This window comes from Aeromonas sp. S5(2024), from assembly GCF_041403025.1.
GTDB classification, from domain to species: Bacteria; Pseudomonadota; Gammaproteobacteria; order Enterobacterales; family Aeromonadaceae; genus Aeromonas; species Aeromonas hydrophila.
Window position 1 is genome coordinate 195,454 of record NZ_JBGLRI010000001.1, and the last position, 13,517, is coordinate 208,970.

Below are 13,517 nucleotides of genomic sequence, written 5' to 3' on the forward strand. Positions count from 1 at the left end.
TCGACCATCAGATTTCGCGAAAAAGGGGAACCTCCGGGTTCCCCTTTTTTATTGCGCGTCAGGCTGTTGCCGCCCTCACAGAATTTGTGTCGCTGCTTACCTTTTGCATCGAATCAAGTATACTTGCACGCGAATTTAAAGCGCCAAATTGTAAAAAGGAAATTCACGTGAATCCTATTGTAAAGTCATTCCAGTACGGTCAACACACCGTCACTCTGGAAACCGGAGTGATGGCCCGTCAAGCCACTGCGGCCGTCATGGTCAGCATGGACGATACCTGCGTATTTGTGACCGTAGTTGGCAAGAAAGAGGCCGATCACGGCCGTGATTTCTTCCCGCTGACCGTCAACTACCAGGAGCGTACCTATGCTGCTGGTCGTATCCCGGGTGGTTTCTTCCGTCGTGAAGGCCGTCCGAGCGAAGGCGAGACCCTGATCTCCCGTCTGATCGACCGTCCTATTCGTCCGCTGTTCCCGGAAGGCTTCCTCAATGAGGTTCAGGTGGTTGCCACCGTCATGTCCGTGAACCCGGCCGTTTCTCCCGACATCGTTGCCATGATCGGTGCCTCCGCGGCGCTGGCCATCTCCGGTATCCCGTTCGGCGGCCCGATCGGTGCAGCCCGCGTGGGTTACATGAACGGTCAGTACGTGCTGAACCCGACCACTACCGAATTGCCGCAGAGCGATCTGGACCTGGTAGTGGCCGGTACCGCCAACGCCGTGCTGATGGTTGAATCCGAAGCGGCCATCCTCTCCGAAGAGGTGATGCTGGGTGCCGTAGTATTCGGTCACGAGCAGATGCAGGCCGTTATCAACGCCATCAACGAATTCGCTGCCGACGTCGGTACCAAGCCGTGGAACTGGACTGCTCCTGCCGTCAACGAAGCGCTGAAAGCCAAGGTGGCCGAGCTGGCAACAGCCGAGCTGGGTGAAGCCTACCGCATCACCGAGAAAGCCGTGCGTTACGAAACCATCGGTGCCATCAAGGCTCGCGTGGTTGAGCAAGTGATCGCTTCCGGCGTGGAAGAAGATGCCAAGAAGATCGGCGAAGAGTTCCACAGCCTGGAAAGCCGCATCGTCCGTGGTCGCGTCGTCCGTGGCGAGCCGCGCATCGATGGTCGCGATCCGGAGATGATCCGCGCCCTGTCCGTCGCCACCGGCGTCCTGCCGCGTGCCCACGGCTCCGCCCTGTTCACCCGTGGTGAGACTCAGGCCATGGTCGTTGCCACCCTGGGTACCGAGCGTGACGCCCAGAACATCGACGAGCTGACCGGCAACCGCGCCGATCGCTTCATGCTGCACTACAACTTCCCGCCATACTGCGTCGGTGAGACCGGCATGATGGGTAGCCCGAAGCGTCGTGAAATCGGTCACGGTCGTCTGGCCAAGCGCGGCGTTGCTGCCGTGATGCCGAGCGCCGACGAGTTCCCGTACGTGGTACGCGTGGTGTCTGAAATCACCGAATCCAACGGCTCCTCCTCCATGGCCTCCGTCTGTGGTTCCTCCCTGGCGCTGATGGACGCCGGTGTGCCGATCAAGGCCTCCGTTGCCGGTATCGCCATGGGTCTGGTGAAGGAAGAAGAAGGTTTCGTCGTGCTGTCCGACATCCTGGGTGACGAAGATCACTTGGGCGACATGGACTTCAAGGTTGCCGGTACCACCGAAGGTGTGACCGCACTGCAGATGGACATCAAGATCGAAGGCATCACCAAAGAGATCATGGAGATTGCCCTGAAGCAAGCTCGTGGTGCTCGCCTGCACATCCTGAAAGTGATGGACGAAGCCATCCAGGCACCGCGTGCCCAGATCTCCGATTTCGCCCCGCGTATCCACACCATCAAGATCAATCCTGAGAAGATCAAGGACGTGATCGGCAAGGGTGGTTCCGTGATCCGTGCGCTGACCGAAGAGACCGGCACCAACATCGAGCTGGATGATGACGGTACTGTACGTATCTCCGCCGTGGCCAACGAAGCTGCCATGGAAGCGATCCGTCGTATCGAGGCCATCACCGCCGAGATCGAAGTGAACCGCATCTATGAAGGCAAGGTTGTGCGTCTGGCTGACTTCGGTGCCTTCGTCAACATCCTGCCGGGCAAAGATGGTCTGGTGCACATCTCCCAGATCACCGACGCGCGCGTGCAAAATGTGGCTGACCACCTGACCATCGGTGACGTAGTGAAGGTGAAGGTACTGGAAGTGGACCGTCAGGGCCGCGTGCGTCTCTCCATCAAGGAAGCGAACGCCCCGACCGAAGCCGCAGCCGAGCCGGCTGTTGCCGTCGTCGAAGAGCCGGCCGCCGAATAAGCCGCCGAGCCGTGAAAAAGCCGACCTCAGGGTCGGCTTTTTTTATATTTGCGGCTTGATGTTGTCTCTTTTGAGACCTCTTGTTATAACGAAAGGCTTCCCGTGCGACGGGCAACAAGGAGCAGTGTGATGTCGTGGGCCCTCCTCAGGCAGTTTCCTCCCCTGGTCTGGACCGTGATCCTGGGTACCTTCATGGTGCGCACCAGCTATTACATGGTTTGGCCGTTTCTCTCCATCTTGCTCTATCGGGAGTATGGCCTCTCGGCGACCGCCATCGGCGCCATGCTGGGGGCGACTGCGGCCATCTCCACCCTGGTCAGCTTCTATGGCGGCTGGCTGTCCGACAAGCTGGGGCGGCGCAACATCCTGCTGGCGGGTTGCCTGGTCTCCGTGCTCTGCTACGGCCTGCTCGGCTTCTCCCATTCGGTGCTGTGGCTCGGACTCGGGGTACTTGGCAGCGGCCTCTCCTCCGGGCTCATCGATGCGCCCGGCAAGGCGCTGATGGCCGACAGCCTGGCTTCGGCCAAGGCCCGTGAGCTGGCGTTGCACCTGCGCTACTTCCTGCTCAACCTGGGGGCGGCTCTCGGCCCCCTGCTGGGGGTAACCCTCGGCATCAGTGCCCAGCAGCAGACCTTCCTGCTGCTCAGTGGCAGCTATCTGCTGCTGGGGGCTGCCTTCCTCTGGGGATTTGCGCAAAGCAGGGTAGTGGCGACCCACGGCAGCGAGCTGGGCTTGCGTGCGGCCATCAAGGTATTGTGGCTGGACCGGGGCTTCTTGCTGCTGGTGCTGGCCAACCTGCTGATGAATCTGGTCTATTCCCAGTTCCACTCACCGCTGGTGCAGTATCTGACTCGGGCCGGGACGCCAGAGGTGGCGAGCCTCATCGCCCTTCTGGTGGCCACCAACGCCCTGACCGTGGTGCTGCTGCAGTTTCCCCTGCTGCACCTGCTGGCCCGCTGGCCGGGCAAGGTGCGCCTGCAGGTCGGTATCACCCTGTTTCTGGGGGCTCAGGTGCTGTTTGCGCTGGGGGATCCGCAGCAGTGGTCGCATTGGGTCGGGGCAGTACTGATGCTGAGCGTGGGGGAGACCATACTGTTTCCGCTGCTCAACGTGCTGATCGATCAGATGTCGCCCCCGCACCTGAAGGGGAGCTACTTCGGTGCCGGTGCGCTGGCCGGGCTGGGTGGTGCCATCGGCGCTCTACTGGGGGGCTGGATCCTTGCCGTGTGGGGCGGTCAGGCGCTCTATATGCTGATGGCGGTGCTCTGCCTGTTTACCTTCCTGCTCTATGAGTGGGGCGCCCGCATTGCGCGCCCGGAACGGATTCAGGTCAGGCAGGATTGAACCTCAGTGGGTACTGTTCTGGTTGACCTGCTTCATCGCCTTCTTGGCGGCATACATGCGCTCGTCGGCCAGCCGGATCAGGCTGTTACCCTCGTCGAACTGGACCGGCCCGGTCTGTACCAGACCGATGCTGAGGGTGACGTCACTGATCTGCTCGGCTAGCGCATTGGTAAGCCGCTGCAGGTAGACGTCTCTGGCCTGCTCCTCGTTGCAGTTGGGCAGGATCAGGCAGAACTCGTCCCCACCGTAACGGAAACAGCAATCCTCCGCCCGTGAGACCTTGCGAATGCAGTCGCCGACGATGCGCAGGATCTCGTCCCCGCGCTGATGGCCTTGGCTGTCGTTGATCTGCTTGAAGTCATCGATGTCGAGATAGGCGATGACCACCGGCTCTGAGCGGCGCTGGCAGGTACGCAGGGTGCGGGTCAGGTTCTCCTGCAGATGGCGCACGCTGAGCAGGCCGGTGAGGGCATCGGTCCGGCTCATCTCCTCCAGCTGCTGGGTGCGCTCGCGCACCTTCTCCTCCAGCGACTTGGCGTAGATCTCCGATTTCTCCTTGGAGGACTCGATCTCCGACACCAGGCTGCGAATATAGGTCTCGAACACCAGGGTGATGTCGAACAGGAACAGCTTGTCGAGGGCGGTCAGCATGGTGATGCGGTCCGGCTCATGGTCTATCTGGGTGAAGATATCCTCGATGAGCAGCCCCTTGAGGGTGTTGATGGCGGCCAGATAGAGCTTGGGTTCCACTCCAATCCGCTTGTGCACCAGTCCGATCCGCAGCCGGTTGTTGACGTACTCCAGGTCGTACAGGCCGCTGAACAGGTCGAGAATGTAGCGGCGCTGGGCGGCCCGCAGCCGGGTGAGGGTGTCGGCGTCGCCGATCAGCAGGGCAATTTCGGTGATCCCGGTCTGCAGGGTGTAAAACTTGTCGACCAGGGCGTCGATGTGGGGTTCGATTTTGGGACGGTAGCTGGCGAGCAGGGCGAAATCCCGTTCATCCAGCAGCAACAGCTCCTTGCGATGAGCGATTTCGAACTCGGTGATCCGCATTTGTTCCAGCAGAGTCTGTTCGGTTGGATTCATGGCAGTTCCCTGAACGAAAATGAAAGCGCGCACGTTGTTATCTAACTGACAGTGTAGACATTAACAGCTGTGAACAGGTTTTCAAATGGCGCAGGATTGTTGCAGATCAATGCCTGCGCCCGGTTCTCGCACCGCTAGAAGGTCAACACCTTGTCGGCCGCCAGTGTCCACTGGGCCAGCAGCGGCAGGGTGCCTACCTCGATCCCCTCGATGAGCGGCAGCGCCGTGATGCCACGAGCATCGGTACAGGTCTTGCAAAGGCGGATGCTGATCCCCTGAGCCAGCAGGATCTCCAGCATCTGGCGCAGGTTGTAGCCCTCGGCCGGAGCTTGGCCCGCCAGTGCGGCGCTGACCGCATCGGACATCAGAAACAGTTTCAGGTTGGCACCGCCCTGTTCGCGCAGGGCGATGGCCAGCCGCAGGGCATTGAACAGGGATTCGCTGCCATAGGGCGCGCCGTTGGCAATGATGACAATCTCTTGATTCATAACAGACTCCTTCATGAAAGTAGCCATTGTAGGCCCATCGGCACCCGGTTGGCGTGATGTCGCACAAACTCTGTCGTAGCGGTTTGCCCGCGCCTTGACCCGGCCGGCCGAGTACGGTCTGATAGGCGGCCATCAAACATGACAGGGGAATGAGGTCGTTATGTGGAAGGTTATCGGAATGAGCATGCTGCTGTTGGCCGGCCAGGCCTATGGCAGTGAGGCCGTTGGCTGCAAGGCGCGCCAGCAGGCCGTCAAGGAGCAGCTGGTGTTTGCCAAGGCGCACGGCAATGCGGATCAGGTTGCCGGGCTGGAGCGGGCCCTGCGCAATATCGAGACTCACTGCACCGACGCCGGCCTGTTCAAGGAGCAGCAGCAGCGGGTGGCCGAGCTCAAGGAGCAGGTCAACGAACGGTTGGTCGAGTTGCAAAACGCCAGGGTGACGGGCAAGCCCGACAAGATCGCCAAGAAACAGGCCAAGCTGGAAGAGGCACAGACCAAGTTGCTGGCCGCCCAGCGCGAGCTGGATGCCCTGAGCAAGCAGATCAAACCCTGACTCATCGATGAAAAAAGAAGCCGGCGCAGTCCGGCTTCTTTTTTATCTCGAGTTTTTCTCCGGGCTGGCTCAGCCGCCGCGCCGACCCACCATGTCGGCCGGCACCACCCAGGCATCGAACTGCTGCGCCGTCAGGTGGCCGGAGGCGATGGCCGCCTCCCGCAGGCTGAGCCCCTCATGGTGGGCCCGCTTGGCGATCTCTGCCGCCTTGTCATAGCCGATATGGGGGTTGAGCGCCGTCACCAGCATCAGGGAGCGGGCCAGCAGCTCGTCGATGCGGGGCTGGTTCGGGGTGATGCCGACGGCACAGTGGTCGTGGAAGCTCTGCATGCCATCCGCCAGCAGCCGCACGCTCTGCAGGAAGTTGTGGGCGATCATCGGCCTGAATACGTTGAGCTCGAAGTTGCCGCTGGCGCCGCCGATGTTGATGGCCACGTCGTTGCCCATCACTTGGGCGCACAGCATGGTTAGCGCCTCGCACTGGGTCGGGTTGACCTTGCCGGGCATGATGGATGAACCTGGCTCGTTTTCCGGGATGAGCAGCTCTCCCAGCCCGCTGCGGGGGCCGCTCGCCAGCCAGCGCACGTCGTTGGCGATCTTCATGAGGGAGGCGGCCAGCGTTTTGATGGCGCCGTGACCATGCACCAGGGCATCGCTCGCTGCCAGCGCCTCGAACTTGTTGGGGGCGCTTATCAGCGGCAGGCCGGTCTGCTCGGCCAGGGTGGCGGCCACCGCGTCGGCGAAGCCGGGCGGGGTGTTGAGGCCGGTGCCGACGGCGGTGCCCCCCAGCGCCAGCTCGCACAGATGGGGCAGGGCGGCCCGGATATGGCGCTCCCCCTGCTCGAGCTGGGCGACCCAGCCGGAGAACTCCTGCCCCAGGGTGAGCGGGGTGGCATCCTGCAGATGGGTGCGGCCTATCTTGACGATGTCGTCGAAGGCCGCCGCCTTACCGGCCAGGGTAGTGCTCAGGGTCGCCAGAGCGGGCAGCAGGTGCTGGGTGATGGCCGTGACGGCTGCCAGATTCATGGCGCTCGGGAAGACGTCATTGCTCGACTGGCTCTTGTTCACCTCGTCGTTGGGGTGCACCAGCCGCCCCTCGCCACGGGTGCCGCCGAGCAGCTCGCTGGCCCGGTTGGCCAGCACCTCGTTGAGGTTCATGTTGGTCTGGGTGCCGGAGCCGGTCTGCCATACCCGCAGCGGGAACTCCTCATCATGCTGGCCGCACAGGATCTCGTCGGCGGCGCTCATGATGGCCTGCGCCGTGCGGGCGGGCAGCAGCCCGTTGGCGTGGTTGACCCGGGCACAGGCCGACTTGATGCGGGCCAGGGCGTGGATCAGCGCCATCGGCTGGCGTTCGCCGGAGATGTTGAAGTGTTGCAGGGAGCGCTGGGTCTGGGCTCCCCACAGCCGATCGGCCGGCACGGCGATCGCGCCGAAGCTGTCGTGTTCAGTCCTGCTCTTCATCTCATCCTCCCTTCATTGCGAAAAAAGGGGCGACATCCTGCGCCCTGTGGGTTTTCAACCGGTCAGCACCATTCAGCTGCGCGGGCGAAACGGCGTCAGCTCGGCCAGCGGCGCGGCCGTGCTGAACTCTTGGGTGGTCTCGGCGTGCTTGAAGATTTTGAAGCCTTCGCCGCGGGCGCTCCAGTATTCGATGTGCTCGCCACTGACCTGGAGCAGGCTTGCCTCACGCAGGGCCACCACGTGCTCGCTCGGGTTGATGGCGCAGAACTCGGCCAGGCGCTCGTCGCGGGTCTCCCCCATGTGGCCGCTGATGCTGGCATCCAGATAGTGCGGATTGATCTGCAGCGGGAACAGCCCCAGCGCAGGCAGCACGGCGGCGCTGCAGACCGGCATGTCGTTGGTGGTGCGGATGCTCGGGGTCGCCACGTTGCAACCGGCGCTCCAGCCCACATAGGGCACGCCCCGCTCGCGCACGGCACGCTGGATCGGCACCACCAGGCCGTTCTCGTGCAGCAGCTGGTTGAGGCGCCAGGTGTTGCCGCCGCTGATGAAGATGGCGTCGGCATGGTTGATCGCGTCCACCGGGTCATCGAACTGATGGATGCTGATGGCCTCCACCCCCAGGCTCTCGCTGAGCTCCAGGGCGCGGGCATCCCAGTCGCTGCGGATCACCGCGTAGGGAATGAGCAGGATGCGCTTGACCTGTTTGCGAGCGAGCAGGGTCTGCACCCGATCCCGGGCCCAGCCGAGCAGGCCCGGGCATTCGGTGGCTTTGCCGTTGCTGAGAAGAAGCAGTTCCATGAAGCGTGTCCTCGATAAGTGAAAGCGCGAAGAGGTCACCGGCCCCAGGCCGGGTGACGGAAGCCCCCATTCTAGCCCGATCGCTGCTCGGGTTCTGTGATCGATGGCGCCATGTACCCTGATGAGGCCGTTTTTTGACCGCCAGATGCAATAAACCCCGGCATGCCGGGGTTTGTTGTTGCAGCGGGTGGGTCAGCTGGCGCTGGCCGGAGCAATCCGGAACTCGGGTTGCTGGCGCAGCTTCCACAGCTCAATCCACTTGCGGATGGCCGACACCAGGATGACGGCGCCCAGCCCCAGCATCAGCAGCGAGATACCGCCGTTGAGCAGGTTGTAGCCCTTGGCTTCCGGGTTGAAGTAGACGTGGCTGACCATCCAGTAACCGGCGTAGTTGACGGTGACGAACAGGTAGGCCAGCGGGATCAGGCAGGTCAGCATATAGCGGCGCTTGCTGGCCAGCCGCAGGATGATGGTGGCACCTATGATGAGGCCCACCGAGGCCATCAGCTGGTTCGAGACCCCGAACAGCGCCCACACCGAACCGATATCGCCGGACATCAGCAGGTAGCCCCACATCACGCAGGCGAGCACGCTGGCGCCGATGGCGCCCGGCATCCAGTCGATGCGCTTGAGGGGCGGGTAGAATTCACCGAAGAAGTCCTGAATCAGGTAGCGGGAGACCCGGGTACCGGAGTCGACGGCGGTCAGGATGAACACCGCTTCAAACATCACCACGAACTGAAAGAAGTAGGAGGCGAGGTTACTGAACCAGGGCACCTTGGTGAAGATGTAGGACATGCCCACTGCCAGGGTGACGGCGCCGCCGGTGCGGCCGTTCAGATCCATGCCGATCTCCTGGGAGAGAAACGGCAAGTCCACCACCTGCATCCCCAGCTTGGCGAAGGCCTCCGGGGTGGCGTTGATGGCGAAGTAATCCGCCGGGTGCAGGGCGGTGGCGGCGATCAGCGCCATCACGCCCACCACGCACTCGGCCAGCATGGCACCGAAGGCGACCGGCAGAATGTCGCTCCACTTGTCCACCAGTTTCGGGGTGGTGCCTGAGCCGATGAAGGCGTGGAAGCCGGAGATGGCGCCACAGGCGATGGTGATGGAGATGAAGGGCCAGACTGGGCCACCCAGTACCGGGCCGCCGCCGTGGACGAACTGGGTCATGGCGGGGAACTGGATTTCCGGGTTGATGCAGATGACGCCGATGACCAGGGCGCCGAACACGCCGATCTTCATGAAGCTGGAGATGTAGCCGCGGGGGGTGAGCAGCAGCCAGACCGGCAGCGCGGTGGCGAAGAAGGCGTAGACGGGCAGTGCCAGACTGATGGTCTCGGCGCGCAGAGTCAGCCAGGCACCGAAGGCGCTCTCCTGCACGTAGGGGCCGAAGAAGACGCAGGCCAGCACGGCGATGAAGCCCACCCAGGAGGCGGCTTGCAGGTTGCCGGTCAGCTTGTGCCAGATCCCCACCACCATGGAGATGGGGATGGTCATGAAGACCGCGAACACGCCCCAGGCGTTACGCTCCAGTGCGTGCACCACCACCATGGAGAGGCCCGCCATGGTGATGGTGATGATGAACAGCATCGCAAGCCCCGTACACCAGCCGGCGATGGGGCCAAGCTCGGCCTTGGCCACCTCGGAGAGGGACTTGCCCTGATGCTTCATGGAGGCGAACAGCACGACGGTATCGTGCACCGCGCCGCCGATGACGCAGCCGATCAGCAGCCAGAGAAAGCTCGGCAGGTAGCCGTACTGGGCGGCCAGGACCGGGCCCACCAGCGGGCCGGCGGCGGCGATGGCCGCGAAGTGCTGGCCGAAGTTGACCCACTTGTTGGTCGGCACATAGTTCTTGCCATCTTCCAGTTGGTGGGAAGGGGTGACCAGCTTGTCGTCGGCCATCAGCACCTTGCGCACAAAGAACACGCCGTAGAGGCGATAGGCGATGGCGAGGATGCAGAGGGCCGCAATGACGAAGGTGATTGCGTGTTGCATGACGGAGTTTCCTTTTCCTGCGGCCAATCTGGCCGGGCTCAGGCTGCACTCTACGCAGGCGGCAGGGAAAGTGGAGCGTAGAAAAGGTCAGTGGCAGAGGGTCGCCCGCGAGCGGCAGAAAAGCGGCCCCGAGCGGTTTGAGGGATAAGCCGGCGGGCGTGGCAAGCGGGTGAGTGGTAACGGGCAGGAGGGCGGAGTGAGTGGCCCGCTCCTCAGGGGATCTCCAGCAGCTCCTTGAGGGGCTTGAGGTAGCGCCGGCTCACCGGCACCTTGTGGCCGCCCTGGGTCACCACCTCCGCCAGGCCGCCGTCCAGCAGCAGGATCTCGCGGATCTGGCCCGGGTTGAGCAGGTACTGGCGGTGACAGCGTACGAAGCCGGTCTTCTCCTCCAGGGTGCGCAGGGTCAGCTCTGTGGTGCCCTGCTGCTGGGCGCTCACCACCTTGTTGCCGGCCAGATCGCTGTGGACGAACTCCACTTCGCCAAGGGGCAGCAGCAGGATGCGGTTGTGGCCGCTGCAGGGAATGCTGCGCAGGGGCTGAGCGATGCGGGTCGGATCCGGCAGTGGCTGGCCCGCCAGCTCACCCTTTGGCGAAAGCAGCCGCTGGATGCGCTCCAGCGCCTTGTTCATCCGATCGCTGGTGACCGGCTTGAGCAGGTAGTCGAGGGCATTCTCCTCGAACGCGCGCAGGGCAAACTCGTCGTAGGCGGTGATGAAGACGATGTGGGGGCGCAAGTCCGGGTCCAGCATGCTCACCAGCTCCAGCCCGCTGATGCGCGGCATCTGGATGTCGAGAAACAGCAGGTCGGGTTTGAGGCGGTGGATGGCGGGCAGCGCCTCCATGGCGTGGGCACACTCCCCCAGCAGGTGGATGTTGCCCGCCTGCTCCAGCAGCAGCCGCAGCTCCTCGCGGGCGAGGGGTTCATCGTCGACGATCAGGGCGGTCAGCATGGGCTCTCCTGCAGGGGAAGGGTGATCCTCACCCGGGTGGATTGATGGGGCTCGCAGTGAATAGTGACCCCGTACTCGGCGCCGTAACGGGCCTTGATGCGCCGGTCCACTATGTTCATGCCAAGTCCGCTCTCCTCCCGTTTGGCCTGATAGAGGCCAGCGTTGTCACAGACCTCCAGCACCAGCTGCTCGCCCTCCTGCCGCGCCGTCAGGGTCAGTTTGCCCGGCTCGAACATTTGGGAGATGCCGTGCTTGATGGCGTTCTCGACGATGGGCTGCAGGGAGAAGGTGGGCAGCCGGTACTCCAGCAGCGGCTCGGGAATATGGATCTGCACGCTCAGGTGCTCGGCGAAGCGGGCCTGCTCGATGTGCAGATAGGCGTTCACGTGCTCCAGCTCGTCGGCCAGGGTCACCTCGTCCCCTTGGCGCTTGAGGTTCTTGCGAAAGAAGGTGGAGAGGTGGTGCACCAGGGTGCGGGCATCCTCGGGGTCGCGCCGGATCACCGCCGCCAGGGTGTTAAGGGCGTTGAACAGAAAGTGCGGGTTGATCTGCGCCTGCAACAGCTTGATCTCCGACTGGGCCAGCAGTCGCTTCTGCTCGTTGTATTTGCTGGCCAGGATCTGGCCGGAGAGCAGCCGGGCGATCCCTTCCCCCAGGGTGCGGTTGATGGAGGAGAAGAACTTGCGCTTGGGCTCGTAGAGCTTGATGGTGCCCACCACCGACCCCTCTTCCCCCCGCAGCGGAATGACCAGCGAGGAGCCGAGCCGGCACTGGGGATGCAGGTTGCAGCTGTAGGGGATGAGGTTGCCGTCGGCATAGACCACCTCGTTGTGCTGGATCGCCTTGAAGGTGTGGGCCGAGTTGATGGCGGTGCCCGGCAGGTGGTGATCCTCGCCGATGCCGATGAAGGCGAGCAGCTTCTCCCGATCGGTGATGGCCACCGCGCCGACCCCGGTCTCCTCGTAGAGAATGCGCACCATCTGCTGACACGCCTCCTGGGTGAAGCCCTTGTCCAGTACCCGCATCGCCCGCTCGGCGATCTTGAGGGCGCGGGCGGAGAAGGCGACCGAGTACTTCTCCAGCATGGCGCGGTGATCGAGGATCATCCGCATGAACATGGCGGCCCCCAGCGTATTGGCCACCAGCATGGGGGCGATGATGTTCTCGATGAGGTGGACGGCGTCGTCAAACGGACGGGCCACCAGCAAGATGATCCCCATCTGCATCAGCTCGGCGATGAGGGCCACAGATCCCACTACCCAGGGGCTGAACAGCAGGTCGAGCCGGTGGCGGGAGACGAAGTGGCGGTGCACCAGGCCGCCGAGCAGCCCCTCGGCGATGGTGGAGAAGGTGCAGGCCAGCGCGGTAAAGCCCCCCAGCGAGTAGCGATGGATGCCGCCGGTGAGCCCCACCAGCAGCCCCACCACCGGGCCGCCGACGATGCCTCCCAGCACGGCGCCGATGGCGCGGGTGTTAGCGATGGAGTCCTCGACTCTCAGGCCAAAGTAGGTGCCCATCACGCAGAAGCCGGAGAAGATGAGATAGCAGAGGATCTTGTGGGGCCAGCTCAGGGTTACCTGGGTCAGCGGCATGAACAGCGGCGTTTTGGAGAGCAGCCAGGCGATCACCAGATAGACGCACAGCTGCTGGAAGAGAGATATCACGAGCGCGAATTGTTCGAAAGCCACGGCACACTATCTCGAAAGGGGATGCTCATCCAATGGACGCGGAGTATTAGCAAACCCCGATTTGCGCTGCAAGCCGCGGGCGCCGGAATAGCGCGCCTGCGCACAGATTTGCCGGCACCCTGAGCCAAAGGCATCCCCTGCACAGGCAGATGGGGGATGAGCATCGACCCGGCGAGTGGGTCACTCTCCCGGCCCGACTCAGGGGCCTGGATTAGGGGCCCGGCTCAGGGGGCTGAATGGACGTTTGCATAGAGCAGCATCAGCTCGGCCAGGGAATCGACCTCAAGGCGTTTCATCAGGCTGGCGCGGCACACCTCGACGGTGCGCACCGAGATGCAGAGATCCTGCGCTATCTGCTGATTCTTGTGGCCCCGGGCGATGAGTTGCAGCAGCTGGTGCTCGCGCGGGGTGAGCCGCTGATAGGCGGCCAGCTGGGCGAAACGGGTGGCCGCGCTCAGGGTCGCCTGCTCGGCCCGTGCGATGGCGGCGAGCAGGGGGGCCAGTTGCACCGGCTTTTGCAAGAAATCCACCGCCCCCTGCTTGAGGGACTCCACCGCCAGCGGCACCTCGCCGTGGCCGGTGAGAAACAGGATGGCGATGGGGCTCTGGGCCGCCTTGAGCCGCTGCTGCACCTCGGGGCCCGACAGCCCCGGCATGCGGCAGTCGAGGATGAGGCAGGCGGGCTGGTGCAGGTCGACCTCGGCCAGAAAGCGCTCGCCATCGGCAAAGCTGAACAGCGGCCGCTCGTCGCAGCTCTCCAGCATGAAGCGCAGGGAGTCGAGAGCGGCCTCGTCATCGTCAACCAGATAGAGCGGGGGGCGGGTAGGGGTCGGCAT

The 13,517-nt window shown here is 63.4% G+C and carries 11 protein-coding genes; 3 read left to right on the forward strand and 8 right to left on the reverse strand.

Annotated features, from left to right (window positions below):
- Nucleotides 1-167 precede the first annotated feature (167 nt).
- Both pnp and ACB032_RS00940 read left to right on the forward strand, forming a co-directional pair.
- A complete protein-coding gene (gene pnp, locus ACB032_RS00935; RefSeq protein ID WP_124252668.1) occupies nucleotides 168-2,306 on the forward strand; it encodes a polyribonucleotide nucleotidyltransferase in 2,139 nt (712 codons plus the stop codon).
- A gap of 102 nt (nucleotides 2,307-2,408) precedes the next feature.
- Nucleotides 2,409-3,650, forward strand: coding sequence for an MFS transporter (locus ACB032_RS00940; RefSeq protein ID WP_371137144.1), 1,242 nt, complete (start codon nucleotides 2,409-2,411; stop codon nucleotides 3,648-3,650).
- Between the two features lie 3 nt (nucleotides 3,651-3,653).
- On the opposite strand, the gene ACB032_RS00945 is transcribed toward ACB032_RS00940, so the two are convergent.
- Entirely contained in the window at nucleotides 3,654-4,736 is a 1,083-nt protein-coding gene (locus tag ACB032_RS00945) for a protoglobin domain-containing protein (RefSeq protein WP_016351715.1), read from the reverse strand.
- Between the two features lie 134 nt (nucleotides 4,737-4,870).
- Nucleotides 4,871-5,224: a DsrE/DsrF/TusD sulfur relay family protein gene (locus tag ACB032_RS00950; RefSeq protein WP_049048204.1), complete on the reverse strand. Its 354-nt coding sequence runs from the start codon at nucleotides 5,222-5,224 to the stop codon at nucleotides 4,871-4,873.
- Nucleotides 5,225-5,402: 178 nt separating this feature from the next.
- On the opposite strand from ACB032_RS00950, the gene ACB032_RS00955 reads away from it, so the two are divergent.
- A complete protein-coding gene (locus ACB032_RS00955) occupies nucleotides 5,403-5,777 on the forward strand; it encodes a DUF1090 domain-containing protein (RefSeq protein ID WP_139391725.1) in 375 nt (124 codons plus the stop codon).
- A 69-nt stretch (nucleotides 5,778-5,846) separates the two neighbouring features.
- Here the strand turns inward: ACB032_RS00955 and fumC are convergent, their stop codons facing one another.
- The 6 genes from fumC to ACB032_RS00985 all read right to left on the reverse strand — a co-directional run bounded on the left by fumC (nucleotide 5,847) and on the right by ACB032_RS00985 (nucleotide 13,517).
- Entirely contained in the window at nucleotides 5,847-7,241 is a 1,395-nt protein-coding gene (gene fumC, locus ACB032_RS00960; RefSeq protein ID WP_371137145.1) for a class II fumarate hydratase, read from the reverse strand.
- A gap of 72 nt (nucleotides 7,242-7,313) precedes the next feature.
- The gene (gene pepE, locus ACB032_RS00965; protein ID WP_016351712.1) at nucleotides 7,314-8,042 is read right to left on the reverse strand and encodes a dipeptidase PepE; all 729 of its coding nucleotides are present in this window, start codon (nucleotides 8,040-8,042) and stop codon (nucleotides 7,314-7,316) included.
- A 192-nt stretch (nucleotides 8,043-8,234) separates the two neighbouring features.
- A complete protein-coding gene (locus ACB032_RS00970) occupies nucleotides 8,235-10,043 on the reverse strand; it encodes a carbon starvation protein A (protein ID WP_024944260.1) in 1,809 nt (602 codons plus the stop codon).
- Between the two features lie 212 nt (nucleotides 10,044-10,255).
- Nucleotides 10,256-10,993 carry a two-component system response regulator BtsR gene (gene btsR / locus ACB032_RS00975; RefSeq protein ID WP_226031429.1) on the reverse strand — a complete coding sequence of 246 codons (738 nt, stop codon included), beginning with the start codon at nucleotides 10,991-10,993 and terminating at the stop codon, nucleotides 10,256-10,258.
- A complete protein-coding gene (locus ACB032_RS00980; protein WP_371137146.1) occupies nucleotides 10,987-12,681 on the reverse strand; it encodes a LytS/YhcK type 5TM receptor domain-containing protein in 1,695 nt (564 codons plus the stop codon). Before ACB032_RS00980 ends, btsR begins: the two co-directional genes overlap by 7 nt.
- A gap of 224 nt (nucleotides 12,682-12,905) precedes the next feature.
- Complete coding sequence (locus tag ACB032_RS00985; protein ID WP_371137147.1) at nucleotides 12,906-13,517, reverse strand: response regulator transcription factor; 612 nt, start codon at nucleotides 13,515-13,517, stop codon at nucleotides 12,906-12,908.